This window comes from Cohnella sp. 56 (genome assembly GCF_037963805.1).
Taxonomy (GTDB): Bacteria; Bacillota; Bacilli; order Paenibacillales; family Paenibacillaceae; genus Cohnella.
Window position 1 is genome coordinate 159,400 of the sequence record NZ_JAZDQE010000015.1, and the last position, 17,808, is coordinate 177,207.

Annotated in this window: 20 protein-coding genes; 2 read left to right on the forward strand and 18 right to left on the reverse strand. The window is 60.7% G+C overall.

Annotation, left to right across the window (positions count from 1 at the left end; genetic code table 11):
* Window positions 1-44 precede the first annotated feature (44 nt).
* The 12 genes from VQ071_RS23065 to VQ071_RS23120 all read right to left on the reverse strand — a co-directional run bounded on the left by VQ071_RS23065 (window position 45) and on the right by VQ071_RS23120 (window position 11,105).
* Complete coding sequence (locus VQ071_RS23065; RefSeq protein ID WP_340516588.1) at window positions 45-533, reverse strand: DMT family transporter; 489 nt, start codon at window positions 531-533, stop codon at window positions 45-47.
* An 11-nt stretch (window positions 534-544) separates the two neighbouring features.
* Window positions 545-1,243 carry a Crp/Fnr family transcriptional regulator gene (locus VQ071_RS23070; protein WP_340516589.1) on the reverse strand — a complete coding sequence of 233 codons (699 nt, stop codon included), beginning with the start codon at window positions 1,241-1,243 and terminating at the stop codon, window positions 545-547.
* Window positions 1,244-1,287: 44 nt separating this feature from the next.
* On the reverse strand, window positions 1,288-1,713 hold the full coding sequence (locus VQ071_RS23075) for a DMT family transporter (protein WP_340516590.1): 426 nt from the start codon (window positions 1,711-1,713) through the stop codon (window positions 1,288-1,290).
* A 126-nt stretch (window positions 1,714-1,839) separates the two neighbouring features.
* The gene (locus tag VQ071_RS23080; RefSeq protein ID WP_340516591.1) at window positions 1,840-2,559 is read right to left on the reverse strand and encodes a YebC/PmpR family DNA-binding transcriptional regulator; all 720 of its coding nucleotides are present in this window, start codon (window positions 2,557-2,559) and stop codon (window positions 1,840-1,842) included.
* A 92-nt stretch (window positions 2,560-2,651) separates the two neighbouring features.
* Window positions 2,652-3,632 carry a cation diffusion facilitator family transporter gene (locus tag VQ071_RS23085; RefSeq protein ID WP_340516592.1) on the reverse strand — a complete coding sequence of 327 codons (981 nt, stop codon included), beginning with the start codon at window positions 3,630-3,632 and terminating at the stop codon, window positions 2,652-2,654.
* A gap of 80 nt (window positions 3,633-3,712) precedes the next feature.
* Window positions 3,713-5,197: a hypothetical protein gene (locus VQ071_RS23090; protein WP_340516593.1), complete on the reverse strand. Its 1,485-nt coding sequence runs from the start codon at window positions 5,195-5,197 to the stop codon at window positions 3,713-3,715.
* Window positions 5,198-5,297: 100 nt separating this feature from the next.
* Window positions 5,298-6,284 carry a serine hydrolase domain-containing protein gene (locus VQ071_RS23095; RefSeq protein ID WP_340516594.1) on the reverse strand — a complete coding sequence of 329 codons (987 nt, stop codon included), beginning with the start codon at window positions 6,282-6,284 and terminating at the stop codon, window positions 5,298-5,300.
* 39 nt (window positions 6,285-6,323) lie between these two features.
* Window positions 6,324-7,595 carry an MFS transporter gene (locus VQ071_RS23100; RefSeq protein ID WP_445293330.1) on the reverse strand — a complete coding sequence of 424 codons (1,272 nt, stop codon included), beginning with the start codon at window positions 7,593-7,595 and terminating at the stop codon, window positions 6,324-6,326.
* A 103-nt stretch (window positions 7,596-7,698) separates the two neighbouring features.
* On the reverse strand, window positions 7,699-8,601 hold the full coding sequence (locus VQ071_RS23105; RefSeq protein ID WP_340516596.1) for a sensor histidine kinase: 903 nt from the start codon (window positions 8,599-8,601) through the stop codon (window positions 7,699-7,701).
* Window positions 8,602-8,623: 22 nt separating this feature from the next.
* Window positions 8,624-9,394, reverse strand: a complete 771-nt coding sequence (locus VQ071_RS23110; protein ID WP_340516597.1) for an ABC transporter permease — start codon at window positions 9,392-9,394, stop codon at window positions 8,624-8,626.
* Window positions 9,387-10,310, reverse strand: coding sequence for an ATP-binding cassette domain-containing protein (locus tag VQ071_RS23115; RefSeq protein WP_340516598.1), 924 nt, complete (start codon window positions 10,308-10,310; stop codon window positions 9,387-9,389). The genes VQ071_RS23110 and VQ071_RS23115 overlap by 8 nt, the downstream gene beginning before the upstream one ends.
* Window positions 10,311-10,409: 99 nt before the next feature.
* Entirely contained in the window at window positions 10,410-11,105 is a 696-nt protein-coding gene (locus tag VQ071_RS23120) for a response regulator transcription factor (RefSeq protein WP_340516599.1), read from the reverse strand.
* Between the two features lie 134 nt (window positions 11,106-11,239).
* Here VQ071_RS23120 and VQ071_RS23125 point away from each other — a divergent pair, with 134 nt between their 5' ends.
* On the forward strand, window positions 11,240-12,163 hold the full coding sequence (locus VQ071_RS23125; RefSeq protein ID WP_340516600.1) for an NAD-dependent epimerase/dehydratase family protein: 924 nt from the start codon (window positions 11,240-11,242) through the stop codon (window positions 12,161-12,163).
* On the opposite strand, the gene VQ071_RS23130 is transcribed toward VQ071_RS23125, so the two are convergent.
* From VQ071_RS23130 to VQ071_RS23140, 3 genes are read right to left on the reverse strand one after another with little or no spacing between them, the layout of a single operon-like run.
* A complete protein-coding gene (locus tag VQ071_RS23130; protein ID WP_340516601.1) occupies window positions 12,130-12,513 on the reverse strand; it encodes a hypothetical protein in 384 nt (127 codons plus the stop codon). The two genes, VQ071_RS23125 and VQ071_RS23130, sit on opposite strands and share 34 nt — an antisense overlap.
* Window positions 12,510-13,607, reverse strand: a complete 1,098-nt coding sequence (locus VQ071_RS23135) for a glycosyltransferase family 4 protein (RefSeq protein ID WP_340516602.1) — start codon at window positions 13,605-13,607, stop codon at window positions 12,510-12,512. Before VQ071_RS23135 ends, VQ071_RS23130 begins: the two co-directional genes overlap by 4 nt.
* Window positions 13,608-13,629: 22 nt before the next feature.
* On the reverse strand, window positions 13,630-13,965 hold the full coding sequence (locus VQ071_RS23140) for a hypothetical protein (protein WP_340516603.1): 336 nt from the start codon (window positions 13,963-13,965) through the stop codon (window positions 13,630-13,632).
* 173 nt (window positions 13,966-14,138) lie between these two features.
* Here VQ071_RS23140 and VQ071_RS23145 point away from each other — a divergent pair, with 173 nt between their 5' ends.
* Window positions 14,139-14,780, forward strand: a complete 642-nt coding sequence (locus VQ071_RS23145) for a DUF1796 family putative cysteine peptidase (protein WP_340516604.1) — start codon at window positions 14,139-14,141, stop codon at window positions 14,778-14,780.
* An 89-nt stretch (window positions 14,781-14,869) separates the two neighbouring features.
* On the opposite strand, the gene VQ071_RS23150 is transcribed toward VQ071_RS23145, so the two are convergent.
* The 3 genes from VQ071_RS23150 to VQ071_RS23160 are packed head-to-tail and all read right to left on the reverse strand — an operon-like array spanning window position 14,870 to window position 17,009.
* Entirely contained in the window at window positions 14,870-15,049 is a 180-nt protein-coding gene (locus VQ071_RS23150) for a hypothetical protein (RefSeq protein WP_340516605.1), read from the reverse strand.
* Window positions 15,046-16,278, reverse strand: coding sequence for a glycosyltransferase family 4 protein (locus tag VQ071_RS23155; RefSeq protein WP_340516606.1), 1,233 nt, complete (start codon window positions 16,276-16,278; stop codon window positions 15,046-15,048). Before VQ071_RS23155 ends, VQ071_RS23150 begins: the two co-directional genes overlap by 4 nt.
* Window positions 16,275-17,009 (reverse strand): glycosyltransferase family 2 protein, encoded by a 735-nt coding sequence (locus VQ071_RS23160; protein ID WP_340516607.1) that lies wholly within the window; start codon window positions 17,007-17,009, stop codon window positions 16,275-16,277. The genes VQ071_RS23155 and VQ071_RS23160 overlap by 4 nt, the downstream gene beginning before the upstream one ends.
* Window positions 17,010-17,808: the final 799 nt, after the last annotated feature.

Consider the following 17,808-nt stretch of genomic DNA (forward strand, 5'->3'; position numbering starts at 1 on the left):
TAGGAGTCTATCACAATCCGTCATCGTTGAGAAATTGGGACTTTTTATTCACCAATGGGATCCGGCGCGACAGATTTGACCTTGCCGAGGCGCAAAACGCCCGCGTCCATCTTGAACACGGCGATCCCGGCCGCGACGATGAGCAAGCCGATCATGCGCGTCGGCGACACGCCGATGCGCTGGAGGCCAAGCCAGCCGAACGAATCCATCAGCAGCGCGCACACGAGCTGGCACACCATCATGACGGACACGGCGAACGTAGGGCCGAGCCGCCGGATGCTCTGGACCATGCTGACGACGATGACGACGCCGACGATGCCGCTGAACCCGTACCAGGTCTTCATCTGCTGCAGCGCGAACATCCGGCCCCCCTCCAGCGCGAGGCCGATGCCGAAGGATGCCGCGAAGCCGAGTCCGAGCACGATCGCCGTCGTGACCCAGATGTCCGTCTTTGCGCCGAGCTTGCTGTTGAATACGTTCTGCAGGCTCACGAGCGCGCCCGAGAACATCGCGAGTGCCAATCCGAGCAGCATATACGCCCCTCCTATTCGTAAATATTGTGCTCCGCCTTCGCGAGCAGCCCGGCCCTGTCCGACACCCTGATCTGTCCGCCGGCACGTTCGACGAGCCCTTCGTCGATGAACTGGCGGAGCACCCGGTTCAGATGACGGTAGCTGGTGCCGATGTAGCTCGCCGCGTCCGCCAGATGGACGGCCGCCGAGCCGCCCTGATGCGGCAGCCCCGTCTCCTCCTGGCAGACGGTCAGCAGGTAGCTGGCAAGCCGTACTTCGACCGGATGCATCAGATTGAAGCTCATCGCATTCGATTTGGTATAAAACTTGTGTGTGATGACCTCGAGCAAAAATTGGAGCAGGGGCGCGTGATTCATGCCGTAAGCCTCAAGATCCCGGTAATCGACGCCGATGGCGAGCGATCTCGAGACGGCCTCGACCGTGTTCATCAGGTCTCTCCTCCCGATGAACTCGACGTCGCCGATTATTTCTACCGGCTCTCTGAACGACAGAACAAGCGCCCGGCCCTCCGGCGAAGTCGTAAACACCTTGATCTTCCCCTCTACGAGCACATACAGCCGGCCGGCGGGCTCTCCCTGTTCGCAGATGCGCTCGCCGCGCTCGAACTGCATGAGCGACAAGCGGGCCAGCAGCGGCTCGGGAAAAACATGCTCAAGCCGATGCCGCGTCAAATAATGCCGCAGACGTTCGGCATGACGGGATTCCATCATGAAGCTTGTCCCTCCTTCGCTCCTTCATTTCTTCGCGCCTACGCTCACAGACTTAGCACGACGATGCCGACCGTCATCATACCGATGCCGGCCAGCTGCGCGGGACCGGGCCGCTTTTTCTCGACGCCGAACCAGCCGAAGCTGTCGACGACGAACATGAGGATCAGCTGGGCGATCATGACCGCCGCGACGGTCAGCGTCGCCCCGATCGCGCCGATCGCCGCGATGTTGGCGGAGATGATGACGGCTGCGAGGGCGCCTCCAAGCCGGTACACGGGCTTGACGTCCCGCACGCCTCTCCACGCGCCCCCTCCGGTCAGAGACAGAATGAGCAGCGCCGTCAGGAAGCCGGTCAGCTGCGTGATCGAAGCGGCCTGCCAGGTGCCGATGCCTTGGCCGATTCTGGCGTTGGCCACGCCTTGCAGTGCGATGCCGCCGCCTGCAGCCAGCGCGAATAATATGCCCTTCATCGTCTATCACCTCATCATTGAACGCTTCCCTAATTAAAGGCGATAACCGCAGCATCGAGTTAGGACATATGTCCTTGCGTCGATAAAAAAAGCCCGCTGATCAGCGGGCTGAAAGTGTTCGTCGTCCTATTCCTCGGAATCGACGTTATGATATACCTGCTGCACGTCCTCGAGGTCCTCGATCGCGTCCAGCATCTTCTCGAACTGGGCCTGCGCGTCGCCCTCGAGCGTCACGTACGTCTGCGGAATCATCGACAGCTCCGCGACGGCGAACTCGGTGACGCCGGCTTGCTTGAACGCTTCCTGTACGGCGTGATATTGCTCGGAGTCCGCGTATACAATAACCGTCTCGTCTTCCTCGACGACATCGCGCACGTCGACGTCAGCCTCGAGCATGATCTCGATGACCTCGTCCACGGACTTGCCGGTGACGCCGAAGACGGCGGAGGCGTCGAACATATAAGCGACCGAACCGGTCACGCCCATGTTGCCGCCATTCTTGGTGAAGGCGGCGCGCACGGAGGACGCGGTGCGGTTGACGTTGTTCGTCAGCGCATCCACGATGACCATCGAGCCGCTCGGACCGAAGCCCTCGTAGCGCAGCTCGGAGTAGCTCTCTTCGGAGGAGCCCTTCGCCTTGTCGAGCGCCCGGTCGATGATCGCCCGCGGGACGTTGTACGTCTTGGCGCGCTCCAGGACGACCTTGAGCGCCCGGTTCGCCTCGGGGTCGGGCTCGCCTTTCTTGGCGGCTACGTAGATCTCTACGCCGAACTTCGCGTATACGCGGCTTGTATTCGCATCCTTGGAGGCTTTCTTTTCCTTAATATTGTTCCATTTGCGTCCCATGCTTCGTACCTGCCTTATATCGGTGTTATGATGGCCTGCTAGGCAATATTCTGCGCGGACGCCTCGCGAATGTCAAGCTTTGTCCCCGAAGCTCAGCCTTCGGCCGTCCAGTTGCGGACGCCGTTGTCCTCGATGATGCCGAGGGTGACGTCCGCGATGTCAGGATCGCCGAGCAGCCGGTCCCGGATCATGAACTTGATGTCGTCCGCCTCCGCGAGCGACAAGCCGGGCTTGAGCTCGATGATGCCCTCGACATGATAGTAGCGGCCCTCCTGCAGGATGCGCAGCTGGTTGATGTCCGCGACGGCAGCATCCGTCATGATCATCAGCGCGATCTTGTCCTCGACATCCTTCGGCGCGGCGACGCCGATCAGGCCGACCATATTGTCGTAGCCGACTCTGAACGCGACGACGACCATCAGGCAGCCGATCGCGATCGTGACGATGCCGTCGATCAGGTGGAACGACGTGAACGTCATGACGACGACGGCCAGCAGCGCGAGCAGCGCGCCGCTCGTGGCGACGATGTCCTCGTAAAAGACGAGCCGCGTAGGCGGCGCCGCGCGGCCGACGTTGCGGAAGGCGGCGCCGGCGATGCCCAGCCCCTTTGCCTCGGTGCGCGACTCCTTCAGCACCTCCTTCATCGCCTTGAACAGGATGGCGCCGTCGATGAATGCCGCGAGCAGCAGCACGATGACGTTCAGCCAGAAGCCGGAAGCATGCGACGGATGAGAGAGCAGATGAATGCCTTCGACAATCGTCTCGTAGGCCATCACGGTGACGACGATGACCGCAACCATGCAAAAGATGTTGATGACGCGCCCGAAGCCGGTCGGGAAGCGCCTGGTCGCCTTCTTTTCGGCCAGCACGCTGCCGGTGAAGACGAAGCCTTGATTCAGCGCGTCGGCCGCGGAGTGCATCGTCGAGGCGAACATCGCGCCGCTCCCGGTCATGAATGCGGCGACGCCCTTGATGACCGCCAGCGCGAGATTGCCGATTGCGGCTGCCCCCGAGGAAGTGTTGCCTTTTTTAATCAGCGATAAAAAATGATTCGGATCTCTTGTCCCTGCCACCGGCAGCAGCTCCCTCAGTTGCGCATATTCGTTTTTGGGTAGCGTTCGCAGACGCCCGACATTTATACGGCTATCGGCCGTCACGGTTGCAATAGAAGCGTGTCGAGCGCCTTAATCGCGGCTGCCAGCTGTCCGCGCGGGGCGCGGCCGACGGAGAGCCGCAGCGCATTCTCGTCCGGCGACTCGCCGTGAACCGCATTCAGCCGCAGCGTATCGAAGCCGAAGCTGCCGCCCGACACGAGGTGCAGGTCCGGCGGCGCGTCCCGGACGCAGGCATCGATCCGCGCCTGATATGCCTGCTCGGTGAGCTCCCCCGGCAGACGGATATAAAATACGGAGCCGAGCCACGGCCTGCCCTCGATCCGGTAGGCGTCCGAAGGGTCGACGGACCTGCAATAATCGCGGATGCGCCCCTCCGACGCCAAGCGTCCCAGGTACTCGTCCATGCAATAGGCGTTGCGGTTGATCCTGCCCAGGCGGGAGACGATCGTGCGCCGGTCTGGCGGCGGCAGCTGGCGAACCGTCAACGGGTCCGCGCCCGCATCGAGAATCGACAGCAGCTCGATCCAGCGCGCGCGATACGCTTCGCGGGCCATCTCCGCTGCGCATACGGCGAGATAGCCCACGTTCGCCAGGTCGAAGCCGTATTGCAAATATTTGATGCCGCTCTCTACGCAGACGAGAACGACATGCGGCGGCATCTGGGCGGCATAGCGCTCGAACAGCGGATTCGCGACGCTCGTCAGCGTCCGGTCTACGATGACGTAGAGCGGCTCCCGCTGCCGGTGGCGGCCGAGCGCCGCGAACAGCCTGGGCAGGTCCACGGGCGGCCTGACAGGCCAGCACACGCCGGGATCGACGATCAGGCAGCCGATCGGTTCGTTCGCTTCGACCCGGCGGCATATCGCCTGCGCATCGATCGTCTGTACGTCATCCAGCAGCGTCTGTGCGAGCAAGGCGCCTTCGCCGTAGAAGCCGGCCTGGCAATAGCAAGGCAGCCGCGCTCCGCCCAAAACGCGATACGCCACAAGCCCGAGCTCCAGCGCCTTCATGCCGGAGCCCGTCAGAAAGAGAGCGCTCCGATCTGTCAGCCCGGCCGGCATCCGGTACAGCTCGGTCATCGCGGCATGCTCGTAGTCCTTGACCGCCTCGCTGCCGTAGCAGCGTTCGTATGTACCTTGTTCTTCCTGCGCGAAGCCGCGTTCGTCCGTCGTCGCCTGCGTGGTTCGGCGCAGACGCTTGCCCGGCGTCTGCCAATCGCTGCCCGATACGATGCCGCCCAGCTGCTTGTACAGCTTGCGAATCTCATATTTGAGCGTGAGGTACGCGTCCCAAGTGCATATGGCGGGATCGGCCGCCATCGCGCCGGCGCGCTCCTCGAGCGCATCGAGCTGCCGCGCGAAGACGCCGGCCAGCTCAAGTTCGAACGGCTCATCGGGATAGACGGCTTGATAGTAGTCCAGCTCGCGGCGAATGCCGCTCAGCAGCCAGCGGAGCTCCTCGGCGTCTTCCCGGCGGTCGTCCAGCTCGATGGCCGACGGATTGTTGAGCTTGTCCTGTGCCATTTCGCAGCCCTCCTTCCGGCTTGCGCCGGTACGACTGCCTTAACTTACCCGGCGCCGTACCGCCATAAACGCTGCGGCGGACCAGCAGCGCCCCGCTTCGCTACTCTTCTTGAATGCCATGCCGGGCGGAATGCTCGGGAATCCGATAGGGCTTCCCGTTCAGGATGGCATGCACGGCCTCCACGATCAGAGGCGACAGCTCGGCATCCTTGTCCGTATTGCTCAGGATGATGATGGTCTGCCCGCCGTTGTCGTATCGATACATGCACGTCGAGTAACCGGGCCAGCCTCCGTTGTGCGCCGACCAGGGACCAGTATCTTCGCCGCCGCCCAGTATCCAGCCGAAGCCGTATCCGCACGTCTCCCCTCCGTTCAGGCGCGCCGGCTCGAACGCTTCGGCCCAAGCCTTCTGCGGCAGCAGCGAACCGCTGCGGATCGCCTGGTCGAAGCGATACAAGTCCATCAGCGTGGCGTTCACGGTGCCGTCCCCTTGTATGCCGTCCAGGAAAACGACAAGCTCAAGCCCTTCGACGTCGTCCGGCAAGCGGTATTGCTGCAAATCTCTGTCGTATACGTATCCGTAGGCATAGTTGTCGATTGTGGAGGGCTTCTTGCGTCTGTTGTAAATGGAGGTGCGGTTCATGCCGAGGGGTTGGAATAAAAATCGATCCATGAAGTCCGCAAAAGGAAGTCCCGATGCCCGCTCGATCAGCAGTGCGAGCAGGGCGCCATTGAATAGTTCCCTATCGTGCAGGCTTCTGAGCAGCGAATCGATCTCGATCCGAACCTCGTCGATATGGCCGAAGGACACCTGCTCGGGAAGCGCTTCGCCGCTCTCTTTGAACCTCGCATAAGCTTCCAACATATCCGGCACATGCTCTCGCGTCAGACGAATGCCCGATGCCACAGCCTCTAATCTGGCGAACAGCGCTGGCTGCATTTTTTCCAGATGTTCCAGACGATGCGCTGTGAAGTCCGGCTCCAATTCGAATCCCAGCAGTGTGAGCCCTTCGCAAAGCCGATCGGCTTGCTCTGCGTCCAGCGACAGCAGCGTCCGACTCACAGTATCCACCCTTGAACGATCCATCGAACGACTCCTTTATCCGTTTAAAGAAGCCATACGGAATCAGGCGGTCTCCGGTTCCTTGTTGGGACGGATCAAAAACAAAGTGAGCAGCGACGAAGCAAAGGCGCAGACGACCATCACCCAAAAAAATATAGAAACGGACTGCTGCATCAGCAGCGAAGCGACAGGCGGCCCTGCGGCAACGCCCACGAAGCGCATGCTGCTATAAAACGAACTGATCGAACCCCGCTGCTCTTTGTCGATGCCCTCCGTGACGAATGCGTCCAGACAGGGAAGCCCGGCGCCAATGCCGAATCCTGCGGCGCTTAACAGGGCGATCCGGCCAGCCGTCTGATCCCAGACGAGACAAGCCGCGACCGCGGCGGCCGTCACAGCGAATCCGATGGTGACCGTCCATTTCATCAGCTGTTTGCGTCTGCCGATCCACTTGCCGGCTGCGAAGGAGGCTGCGCAGAGCACCGCGAGCGGGATGGCCAGCACGAGACCTTTGACAATGCCCTTCATATGGTGCTCTTTCTCCAGTGTCTCGGATAAATAAAACAAGAGGCCGAACAAAATAAACATCGTAAAGCAAATGACGATAAACAATGCGGTCAGCCAGCGCGCCTTTTGCTTGTAAAGCGACCAGACATTTTTAAGAAAAGTGCGCGGGCTCGGCGGCTTGTCGTTAAGCTGCGGGCGGGGCGCCTTGACGAGCCACAGTACGAGTACGATCGATATCGCGCACAATACGGGAATCGACCAGAACGGCGTCCGCCAAGCGATGAGCGCGAGCGCGGAGCCGAGTATGGGACTTAGCACTTTGCCGAATGTATTGAACGTCTCGATCAGACCGAGCCCCGAGCTCACCCGTTCTTCGTCCTTGAACATATCCCCGACGAGCGGCAGCACGATCGGCATAGCCCCGGCGGCGCCGATCCCCTGGATCGCTCTGCCCGTCAGCAGGAGCCCGAAGCTGTTCTGGCTGGCCGCCCATATGCAGACGGCTCCGCCGGCCGCCGCTGTGATCAGGCTGGGGACGATAATTTTTTTGCGTCCGATCCGATCGGAGAGATAGCCGGCTACAGGGATCAGTATGATGGCCATGACTGAATAGACCGTAATGATCAAGCTGGATTGCAGCGCAGTAATCCCAAGCGCGCTCTCGATGGACGGCAGCACGGGGATGAGCATCGAATTGCCCAGCGTCATAATGAGCGGGATCGAGGATAGCGCGAGGAGTGCCGCAGTTTGTTTCTTATCGTTGGCTTGCTTCATGATTCGGCACCCTTCTCCTCTTCGTCGATTGTCATGAACGCGCTCCGGGATGATGTCCTGGAATACTGTTTGCAACAATCGACCTAACCATGCATGGAAGAAAGGCGCCAAATATTTTATCCCATTAAATGTATGAAAAAGGCGGATAATCCGGCCTTTAACGCGGCCTCCACTCGCAGCAAAGGGACAGAACGTCTCCATTCATCTCCGCCGCCAGACTTCCCCCCATCTTGTCCATCAGCCCCCGCGCGATCGACAGACCGAGTCCCGAGCTTGAGCCGGAGCGCGCTTGATCCGCCATATAAAAACGGTTGAACAGCAGATTCGTATCCGTGCCGCGCAGATGGGGCGCATTGTTGGACAACGCGAACACGACCCTGCCGCGTTCGCTGGAGAGGCGGATCGCCAGCTTGCCCGTCGCATGGCGGATGGCGTTCACGATCAGATTCTCGGCCACTCTCCGCACGGCGGACTCGTCCGCCCAGATCTCCGTATGCGTCAGAGGCAGCTCGAAGGAAGGCTCGAGTCCTCTCGCCTGCAGCTGGTCGTAATAGCCCATCAGAATCTCGGGAATGAGCTTGTCGAGCCGCACCCGCGCAGGCTTCAACGTATAATCCGTCGAATCGGTCATCGCCAGCTCGTAGAAGTCGTTCAGCAGCGATTGCAGGCGCTCAGTGCGCTTGCGGATGACGGCGAGCGCCTCCTCGCGCTCGCCGTCGGTCAATCCGCTCGTACCCAGCAGCTGCATGTAGCCGGATATGGACGTCAGCGGCGTCCGCAGATCGTGCGAGATGTTGGCGACGGCCTGGCGCAGCTCGTCCTCCGTCCGCTTGCGCTCGGCGACGGCCTGAACGACCAGATCCGTATGCCGGTTGATCTCGATGGCGAGCGCCTCCAGCCCCCGGTCCGGACCGTCGATCGAGACCTTGGCCGCCGATTCGCCGTCGTTGTAGCTGCGCAGCTGGGCGGTCAGGCCGCGGATGGTCCGCTTCACCAGCAGCAGCCGGACGAGGCAGAGCGCAGCCGCCACGGCGAACAGCGCTGTCAGAATCGCAGGCATGCGCTGCCCCCTTCCTTCTTCGTTACTTGATTTCTTTGCGCCTGAAGGCCGCGATCCCGATCCCGACAAATGCGACGGCGACGAGCACGGGAATATAGATCGTCCGCGCGAAGTCCGCATTTGTCATAAACTGTTCGGCATAATTATTAATCAGGTTAAATATCGAATATTCATATAATGTGCGCACGAAAGGTGCGAACTTGGCTGCCATCAGGTAGAGGCCGTCTGCGAAAAAGTAAAATACGAAGGCGATCCCGATCGTCTTGCCGCTGTCGGTCAAATACGTCGCGATCGCACCGGTCACCGCTGCGAAGCCGGCGGTCAGGGCGAGCGTCATCGCCAGGCACTTCAGGACGTATCCCGCCGTCGACATGCCCGCCGGCAAATCGCCGATGCCGAGCAGCGAAGAGCCGAGAATAAAAATGACGGTCGGAAAAACGACGGCCACAATCATTGATCCGAGAATGAAGACGAGCAGCTTGGCGACGATGAACTTGCTGCGGCTGTGGCCGGAGGCGACGGCCCGCTTGATCGTGCCCGTCGCATATTCGCTGGAAATGTAAAAGCCGGCCAGCACGCAAAGTCCGATCTTGATAATGTAGTTGTTGCCGGCCATACCTGCGGCGAGCAAATCGAGTCCGGTCGCACCCGTGAGCGCACCGCCGTCGTCCGGATCGTCTAAATAAGTCAGCAGCACATACGCCGCCGCCGACACGGTCAGCACGGCCAGCAGCAGCCAGAATGAACGATTGCGAAGCAGCTTGTACCATTCGGAGCGCATCAGGTTAAGCAAGCCCGCCACCCCCGATCCGGGCGGTGAAGTAGCTCTCGAGATCCTCGCCCATCGGCATGAACTGCTCCAGCGCCAGACCCGCGGCGACCAGCGCCGAGCTGACGGCGGCCGGACGATCAAGATGCGCATACAGCCGGATTACCCCGTCCGCCGTCACCTCGAATGCCGTCGTCGCGAGCTCGCGTTCGAGCACGGCGGCTGCGCGTTCGGGCAGATTGACCTTGATATGGATGAACTGCCTGCATTTCTCCTGAAGCTCCCGGCTTGTGAGCTGCTCCAGCAGCCTGCCCTTGTGGATGATGCCGTAATGCGTCGCGAGCAGATGCAGCTCGCTTAAGATATGGCTGGAGATGAGGATGGTGATGCCCATCTCCCGCCCCAGTCTGGTCAGCAGCTCCCGCATCTCGACGACGCCCATCGGGTCGAGCCCGTTGGTCGGTTCGTCGAGGATCAGAAATTCCGGCTGTCCGAGCAGTGCGACGCCGAGCGCCAGACGCTGCTTCATGCCGAGAGAGAAGTTTTTCGCCTTTTTCCTGCCCGTGCCGGACAGTCCGGTCAGCTCCAGCGTGCGCTTGACGCTGTCTCGGCCGGGTATGCCCTGCTGCAGACGATGCGCCTCCAGATTCTCGGCGGCCGTCATCTGCGGATAAAGCGCCGGATTCTCGATTGAGACGCCCATGCGCCTGCGCGCGCGCACCAGCTCGGCTCCTCCCGTCGCGCCGAACAGCTCGATCGAGCCCGAGGTCGGGAATGCGAGCCCGGTCACCAGCTTCATCAGCGTCGATTTGCCCGCGCCGTTCTGCCCGATGAAGCCGTAGATTGCGCCTCTGCGGATCGTCATGTCGACGTGATCGAGCGCAGTCTGGTTTTTATACTGCTTGGTTAACTGATGCGTGCGCAGCACGTATTCGTTCAATGGTCTCAGCCTCCTCTGTATATGAATTCAGTGTAGAGGCCGAATCATAAGACAACTTTAAGCCAATTCATAAGAAAAGCTTAAGAGTCAATATAAGAATTAATATTTGATCCGGTAGCCCATGCCCCAGATCGTCTCGATATATTCTTCAGCCGGATTCGCCTTGGCCAGCTTGCTCCGCAGGTTGCTCATATGGACATTCACCACATTTTCTCCGCCGCCCATATATTCCTCTCCCCACACGCTCTCGAACAGATTGGCTTTGGTGAAAAGCTTCTTCGGCGCGGACAGCAGCAGCGCCAAGATATCATACTCGCGTGCCGTGAGCGTCAGCTCCGCGTCTGCGACGGCGACGATCCTGGCATCGGCATCGAGCGTCAGGTCCTTGTGCCGCAGCAGCCTCGGCAGTGCGGTCTGCGGCAGCCTGCGGTAGCGTCTGAGCACAGAGTCGATGCGTGCGGCTACCTCCTCCAGGTCGAACGGCTTCGTAATATAATCGTCGGCGCCGAGCTTCAGCGCCGCGATCTTGGACTGCTGCTCGCCCCGCGCGGAGATCACGATGACCGGACAGCCGCTCGTGGCGCCGATGTCCGCCAGCAGCTCCTCGCCCCGCTTGCCGGGCAGCATGAGGTCCAGCAGCACCATCGCCCAGTCCCGCTGGGCGAGATAAAGCTGGGCCTCCGTGCCCGAATAGGCCGGCTGAGGCGCATAGCCCTGCGCGCGCAGTACGCTGCACAGCAGGCGGTTGATGTCGTCGTCGTCCTCGGCGACCAAGATGGGCAATGGCTCTGTCATGCGCTATTCCTCCGATCCCCTCCAGCAGGCTAACGACATTATAGCATGCCGTATCCGCCCAGGTGTGACTGCCGCATCCTTGCCGACATACATTGGATTAATCCAAATTCAATCACCGGGAGGGAGTTGAAGTCATGATCGTAGCTGTCACGGGAGGCGCCGGCTTCATCGGCTCCCATCTGTCGGAAGCGCTGCTCGCGATCGGCGCGGAGGTGCATGTCATCGACGACCTGTCATCGGGGCGGCTCTCCAACATGCCGCCAGGCGCCTTGCTGCAACGGGCGGATATCCGCTCCGAGGCGGCTGCGGCCGCGCTCGCGGATATCAAGCCGGAGGTTGTCTACCATTTGGCCGCGCAGGCGGACGTACAGCGTTCCATCGCCGATCCGGCCGGCGATGCTGGCGTCAATATCGCAGGCACGATTAATATGCTGGAAGCAAGCCGGCGGGCCGGCGTCAGAAAGTTTGTCTTCGCCTCGACGTCGGCCGTCTACGGCAATCTTCCAGATCCCATCCTCGCAGAAAAAATGCGAGCCGAGCCGCTCTCCTTCTACGGCCTGTCCAAGCTTGCAGCGGAGCGGTATATCCGTCTGTACGGCAGCCTTTACGGACTCGACTACACTATACTCCGGTACGGAAACGTGTATGGCCCGAGGCAGACGCCCAAGGGCGAAGGCGGCGTGGTCGCCGTCTTCATGGATCGCCTGCGCACGGGTATGCCGCTCGCCATTCACGGCGATGGCGGCCAGACACGCGACTTTGTATACGTCAAGGATGTGGCCGCCGCCAATGTAGCGGCGCTCGCGCGCGGCGGCGGCGCCGTCCTGAATATCGGCACGGGCCGCCCCACCTCGGTGAACGAGCTGCTGCGCCTGCTCGAGCAGTGCCGCGGCGTGCCGATCGATCGTGTGCATACACCGGCCAGGCTCGGCGACATAAGGCACAGCAGCCTCGACACGCGCAAGGCGCGGCGGCTGCTGCGCTGGCGGCCGGCCTACGAGGTGGCAGCCGGATTGGCGGAGACCTATCTCGCCTCCACTCTGCCATCTAGCACATAAGGCCCTGTTATACGCGCGAGCTGCTCTCTCGAGCTGACGATCAAGTAGTAGAGCTGGTCGGGATTGCCGCCTGTCGTGCGATATTCGAGCCTCGTGACCGCAGACAGGAAGCACGATTCCAGCGACCATTCGACCGTCTCGCCGTCCGGTGCATCCCTTTTGAGCCGGATCTCCAGCTCTCCCATATCCAGGCTCATCGGATTGGCCCAGCCGATCTCGATGCCGACGATCACCTCGTCGCCCGGGGCGATGCCGTGCAGACTGACCGAAGTCAGCACGAGCTCGCCGCCGACGAGGAAGGGCACGAAGCTGCCAAGCGTCGCTCCGGTGCGATGCTGATATTTAATCATATGAATCGTCTCCTCTTTTCGCCGCGCTGACGAAGTTCCTGGATCATCCCGATGAAGCGCTCGCAGTAGCGGCGCGGTGCGAACCGGTCCCTGACATGCGCCGCCGCCGCCGTGCGGATCGTCTCGCGCAGCTTGGTGTCGCTCATGAGCGCGACCGCTTGCTCGTAGGCATGTGTGATGTTCCCGAGCTCGTAATACTTGCCCGTGCGATCGTGGTACACGGACGAGGATACGCCGTCCGAGTCCGTCGTGAGCACCGGACAGCGGCAGCTCATCGCCTCGAGGATCGCGTACGGCGCGCCCTCGACCTTCGAGGTCGAGCACAGGAAACCGCCCGAATCGCCCACTTCGGACAAATGCCGGTTCATCTGCGCGTTGGGCACATTCGCATAGAAGCTGATATAATCGCGCAGCCCGAGCCTGTCGATCCACAGCTCCATCCGTGCCCGCTCGTCAGGGGCGGATAGCGCTGGATCCTCGTACATGCGCAGCCGCAGCTGCTTGTCGTAATCGCGTATGAGGCGGGCTCCGATCAACAAAAATTCCAGCCAGTTTTTGTTGTCCTCGATGCGCCCGATCCAGGCGGCGACCGGATGGCGCGGCGCATCGATCCGTTCATAGCCGAAGGCGTCCGCGTCGAAGCAGTTGTGAATCCGGTATCTGGGCATATCGGGATACAGCGCCTCGAGCAGCTCGTCGATATGCGGGGTGAACGGGGTCAGCAGCGCGGATGCATATCGCTTCACATAGGGGACGGCAGCCTCCAGCTCGTATCTCGCGACGTCCTTGGGCCCGAAGCCTTGAATCTCCAGAATCAACGGACCGTCATAACCGAGCATGCGGAACTTTTTGAGCGCCAGGTAATCGGAGATGACGACAATCGCGTCGAAGCGGCCCGCATCCACCAGCTGCTTGATCTTGATGTCGTCGTGGGTGACGGTGACCGACAGGTCCGTCATGTTCTGCAGGCCGGCGCCCGACCGGAAGTACAAGCAATGGCCTTCGCCCCCGTATCCGCGCAGCGCCCGGCAGCGCTGTCGGTTCAACGTCTCCACGCCGCCGCTCGGCACATAATACGCGAACAGAACATTCAATGGACTTCAAGCCTCCTTCCGTTCAATGGACGCGGTCAAAGTGATGCTGGTTGAAAATGGCGACCAGCCCTCCGTCGCGTCTGGCCGTCAATATAATGTCGGTCGAGTCGTATCGGTTCGTATTGGAGATCATCAGCAGCGTGAACGGCTGTTCGTTCGTATTCATCGTCTGCAGCCGCCGCGTCGCGCCCGCTTTGACATCTACGAGCATCTCGTTGACGAGCCCGCTTGGCGCGAACATCTGAATCCACATGTTCAGATCCTTGGAGCCGCGGTTCGCGATCTCGACCTCGACCGAACCGACATACCGCGAATCGATCGGCATGTGGACGCCTGCTTCCAGCCTGAAGACGGACATGGCGCACCTTCCTGTTCTCGTGATGATATACAATATGCCGACTTGCCTGTTCGGATAGGGCAGGTGCGGGTTCCGGCGAAGTTCGGCCTTCGCCCCGTCATGTTCGTCCATACCCCGGTGCACGCCAACGCATTAATATATAGGAAGCGTGTCGTACAAGGAGGCGATATGAAATGCGTTTGAAGGCTATCAACGGGGAATATGACGGCATTTTCAGTCTTGGAGAACTGTGTCTCTCGTCGATCCAACTGGAGAGATGCGGGCTTAGGCCGTTCGCGGGTCCGCTGGATTGGATGAGCACGCCCGCGCTGGCAGACGTTAACCGGCTGCTCGCGAACAGGTTCGAAGGCTTCATGAACCGCGACCATCTGCTGTACGTCCAGCATGCGAGCGACAAGCTGCTGCTTGTGCGCGAACAGTTATACAATGCATTTTCCAACCACGACTTCTTCGTCCACCGCAATCATCCCGATCTGCTGGAGGACTATCCGGCCGTCAAGGCCAAGTACGATCGAAGGATAGCCCGCTTCCTCGACAAGGCGGAGACAGGCAGACGGCTGCTCTTCGTACGCTGCGGCGGTTCGCTGGAGGAGGCGGAAGGACTTCAACAGGTGCTGTCGGGTCTGGTGAAGCATGACTTCCGCGTGCTGCTCGTCAACCATACGAGTGCGAATACGCTGACGGAGACGGATTGGCCGCTCGAGCGGGTCTGCTCGGTCGAACTGCCGGGCGATCCGGATGTCATCTGGGGCGGCAACAACGCTTTTTGGGACCGAATGCTGTCGGGCATAACCAGCACAGGCTCGCTGCAATAACCTCCGACATCACAAACAAGCTGCGGTTTGTCTCGTTCAGACTTCCGCAGCTTTGAATTTGCGCTGTGATGTGGCCGCCGCGGGCCGGCTCACGGCAGCCGGAGCGTCACGACTGGGATATCGGGCAGCCGGTAATCCTCGGGCACGGCATTGTAGATCCGGTTCCATGCTTCGTAGCTCACGGCTCGGTCCGGTCCGATCGCGGACGGGACGAACAGATCCGCATACAGTCCGCCCGGGACGAATCGATCGGCGGATGTCGGTCTCATAGCTGTCTCCCCCTCTCCCTGGCGATATGGCCGGCGCGGCCGTAGACCTCGAGGATTCGCTCGATCAGCACGTCCATGGACCAATGCTGCAGCGCCCACTGCCTTGCATTTTCTGCCAGTTGGGAACGGTAAGTCTCGTGCTCCAGCAAGTAATCCATACAGCCGCATAGCTGGGCTGTGTCCCGGCTCGGGAATACGAGACCGGTCCTCCCGTGCTCGAGCATCTCCGGCAACCCTCCGGCGTCCGATACGATGACGGCATTGCCGGCCAGCTGCGCCTCGATGACGGACATCGGCTGATTGTCCAGAATGCAAGCATGCACGAATATATCGGATAAGCCGAGCAGCGCGGGTGCGTCCCCCCTGGAGCCCCAGAACACGATATCGTGCTGAAGCCCGAGGCTTGCACACTGCTGTTCCAGCTCGCCGCGTTGCTCGCCGTCCCCGATCAGCCAGCATACCCAATCCTGCCGGATCGCCTTGAGCCGGGCGAGCGCGGATATGAGGATGTCGATGCCCTTGACGAAGGTGAACCGTGCCGAGCATGCGATGACCTTTTTGCCTGCCGGCTTGTGAACCGGCGACCTGAGTATGCTGCGCTCGCGGAAGATCGCCGTATCCAGCCCGTAAGGGAACACCTCGATCTTGGACGGCACGACGCCGAAGTCGCGCGTGAGCAGCGTCTTCATCCACTCGTTCGCGGTCACTGCGACGTCCGCCGACGACGCGCCGTAGTATTCCATGGCATGGCAATACTGCCAGGCTGGCGAATGCTCGTCGATGCCTAGCTCGGGATGCTCGCGGAAATGAGCCCTGAGCTCATGTGCGACGCAGCCATGAATATGCGCGACGAGCGGCGTCCGCTTCGGCTTGACCCGGGACAGCGCGCGCGCAGCGAATATGTCCTGCGTGTGGATGACATCGTACTGCTCCAGTCCGAAGCTCGCCGCCGCCAGCTCCAGGCAGTAGCGGTCGATCTCATACTGCCGGATGAGCGGATCGGAGAGATAGTGGACGCCTTCCAGCTTGGATTCGAGCAGCGGCCGCACGAGCGACTTGGCAAAAAAACGCTCCTCTCCGACCATATGGTAACCGGTATAGTCCGGGCTGTGGCCCAGCATGTCCACCTGATGACCCATTGCCTCCAGCCGCTTGCGGATCTGATCCATGAACGCCCATACGCCGCCTACATGCGGGAGCAGCCAGTAGGTGGCCATCAAAATTTTCAACCGTTCGTCCCTCCCATGACCCCGCCTGCGAACAGCTGCGCGATACGGCTGCCGTAAAATGCGCGAAGTCCGTCGTACTCCGCCATCAACGCCGGCCGTTGAACGACCGTCCCCATCGCTTCGTGCATCCGATACCGGGTCAGCGGCTCCGGCACATATTCGATCCGAAGCCCGCTCAGCACGATTCTCGCCCAGTAATCGTAATCCTGCGTGTATCTGAGCGATTCGTTGAACAGGCCGACAATCGCAAACACATCTCTGTGCAGCATAATTGTGCAGCCGTTGATCGGGTTCGTGTGCGCCAGCATGCGCATCAGCTCGGTGCCGTCCGCGTAGGCGGGGCCGTAGTGCGAGTCGATGATATCGCCTGCGCCGTTCATGACGGAGAACGCCGTGCAGCTCGCGATGGCCCCGTATTGCTGCATGAAGGCGAGCTGGCGTTCGAGCTTCCGCGTTTCGAAGCTGTCATCCGAGCTCAGCCATGCGACATAATCGCCAGTCGACAGCCGTATGCCCGTATTCAATGCGCTGGCCGTGCCCCCATTGGCCTGGGATACGTACCGCACCAAGCCGGCATAGGCTGGCATGATCTTGTCGCTGTGACAGGTCGAACCGTCATCCACGACTATAATCTCGCTGGGAGGACAGGTCTGGGCCAGCACGCTGTCGATCGCCTCTTGGACGTACGGGTCGTTATAAAAAGGAATTACGACGGAAACGCTAGGCTGCACGCTAGAATCGCCTCCCCTCACTCACTTGCTGACCGCATCGAAACAGAGCCCGTACTGCACTATTGTATGAAGCGGAGCAGGCTCGGGTATGGATAGCTCTCCCCGCGACGACTGCCTAAATTATTAAATAAGAACCGCCAGGGCAGCGTGTCCTGACGGTTGTCGCGGCTGTCGCACCAACAGCTTGGCATACGAGTCGCGTGCCTATGTCGGCACGTACAGTCCGCCAAAACCTTTGAGAGACATCCCGCGCAGGCGTGAGTTGCGATCGGACGATGCCCTGCCGCGTCTGTGGGCCTTCTGTAGCGTTGATATTGTCATTGACCGCTGTAAGTGGTGCCCAATGATGCCCCTTCGCCCGCTGTAACATCACTTTTTGCGCTTACAGCGGCGAATGGTGCGCACCAGCCCGCTGTAAGAGCATTTTTGCGCTTATAGCGACGCATGGTGCGTCCCCGCCTGATGTAAGAGCAGTTTTTGCGCTTACAGCGAAGAATGGTGCGTCCCAGCCTGCTGTAAGAGCACTTTTTGCGCTTAAAGCAACGAATGGTGCGTCCCAGCCTGCTGTAAGAACACTTTTTGCGCTTACAGCGACAAATGGCCGCTCCCATTCGCTGTAAGAGCGCTTTTTGAGCTTACAGTCATGAGAGAGGCTTCTGCAGCCTCCAATAAGGTGTTGGGTGTTGGGTGTTGGGTGTTGGGTGTTGGGTGTTGGGTGTTGGGTGTTGGGTGTTGGGTGTTGGGTGTTGGGTGTTGGGTGTTGGGTGTTGGGTGTTGGGTGTTGGGTGTTGGGTGTTGG

Bases quoted from the DNA above. Each gene is read 5' to 3' on its own strand.
- VQ071_RS23065 (WP_340516588.1), bottom strand. From the start codon at position 533: ATGCTGCTCGGATTGGCACTCGCGATGTTCTCGGGCGCGCTCGTGAGC.
- VQ071_RS23070 (WP_340516589.1), bottom strand. From the start codon at position 1,243: ATGATGGAATCCCGTCATGCCGAACGTCTGCGGCATTATTTGACGCGG.
- VQ071_RS23075 (WP_340516590.1), bottom strand. From the start codon at position 1,713: ATGAAGGGCATATTATTCGCGCTGGCTGCAGGCGGCGGCATCGCACTG.
- VQ071_RS23080 (WP_340516591.1), bottom strand. From the start codon at position 2,559: ATGGGACGCAAATGGAACAATATTAAGGAAAAGAAAGCCTCCAAGGAT.
- VQ071_RS23090 (WP_340516593.1), bottom strand. From the start codon at position 5,197: ATGGCACAGGACAAGCTCAACAATCCGTCGGCCATCGAGCTGGACGAC.
- VQ071_RS23095 (WP_340516594.1), bottom strand. From the start codon at position 6,284: ATGGATCGTTCAAGGGTGGATACTGTGAGTCGGACGCTGCTGTCGCTG.
- VQ071_RS23105 (WP_340516596.1), bottom strand. From the start codon at position 8,601: ATGCCTGCGATTCTGACAGCGCTGTTCGCCGTGGCGGCTGCGCTCTGC.
- VQ071_RS23120 (WP_340516599.1), bottom strand. From the start codon at position 11,105: ATGACAGAGCCATTGCCCATCTTGGTCGCCGAGGACGACGACGACATC.
- VQ071_RS23125 (WP_340516600.1), top strand. From the start codon at position 11,240: ATGATCGTAGCTGTCACGGGAGGCGCCGGCTTCATCGGCTCCCATCTG.
- VQ071_RS23130 (WP_340516601.1), bottom strand. From the start codon at position 12,513: ATGATTAAATATCAGCATCGCACCGGAGCGACGCTTGGCAGCTTCGTG.
- VQ071_RS23140 (WP_340516603.1), bottom strand. From the start codon at position 13,965: ATGTCCGTCTTCAGGCTGGAAGCAGGCGTCCACATGCCGATCGATTCG.
- VQ071_RS23145 (WP_340516604.1), top strand. From the start codon at position 14,139: ATGCGTTTGAAGGCTATCAACGGGGAATATGACGGCATTTTCAGTCTT.
- VQ071_RS23150 (WP_340516605.1), bottom strand. From the start codon at position 15,049: ATGAGACCGACATCCGCCGATCGATTCGTCCCGGGCGGACTGTATGCG.